The sequence below is a fragment of the Malaciobacter halophilus genome (assembly GCF_002837275.1).
GTDB classification, from domain to species: Bacteria; Campylobacterota; Campylobacteria; order Campylobacterales; family Arcobacteraceae; genus Malaciobacter; species Malaciobacter halophilus.
The window spans coordinates 1-649 of sequence record NZ_NXIF01000109.1 but is presented as its reverse complement, the minus strand read 5'-3'; the positions used below and the strand labels follow the sequence as shown (position 1 = coordinate 649).

Annotated in this window: 1 protein-coding gene; it reads left to right on the top strand. The window is 29.7% G+C overall.

Features of this window, described 5'->3' with window-relative positions; genetic code table 11:
• A partial coding sequence (locus CP960_RS13885; protein ID WP_196778348.1) for a hypothetical protein occupies positions 1-492 on the top strand: 492 nt, incomplete at its 5' end.
• Between the last annotated feature and the right edge of the window lie 157 nt (positions 493-649).

Sequence of the window (649 nt, the reverse complement as noted above, 5' to 3'; positions counted from 1 at the left end):
AAAGGAACGCCTATTTTATCTTGGCAAGTAAATAAAGATGGAGAAAATAAGCCTATTTGGATAATTGGTACAAAAGTTACTACAGAACCAGAAAAACCAACACCTGAGCCTGAATTACCAGAACCTGAAAAGAAACCAGAAGTAGAGAAACAAATAGATAAAGTAGTAACAACAATAGTAAACAAAGAAGCAGTAAAAGTGCCAAATATACCAAAGGTTACAAAAACACCAAATAATGCAGGTAAAAATGTAAATGTAGCATTTAATATAGGAGAAAATAAACAAATTGTTTCAAAACCAATAGAAGGACAAGCTACAAAAAAAGTAACATTAAGTCAAGCAAAGCAGATGCAACAAGAAACAACAGGACAAAGTGTAGATGAAGTAAAAGTGCCATTATCAAGAAGTTCACAAATAGTACTTGTAAATGGTGGAGTATCTTTACCAAATGGTGTTGAACAAGAGTTTTATGTAGCAGAAGATGAAATATAGGAAAAGAAGAATGAAAAAAAGAAATATAATAGCATTATCAATAATTACAAGTATATCACTAAATGCAGCCAATATTCCAAATATTGGTGATGCATTAAAACAAGTAAAACCTCCTAAATTAAAAAAAGAGAAAAAAGATATACCACAAATAAAAATA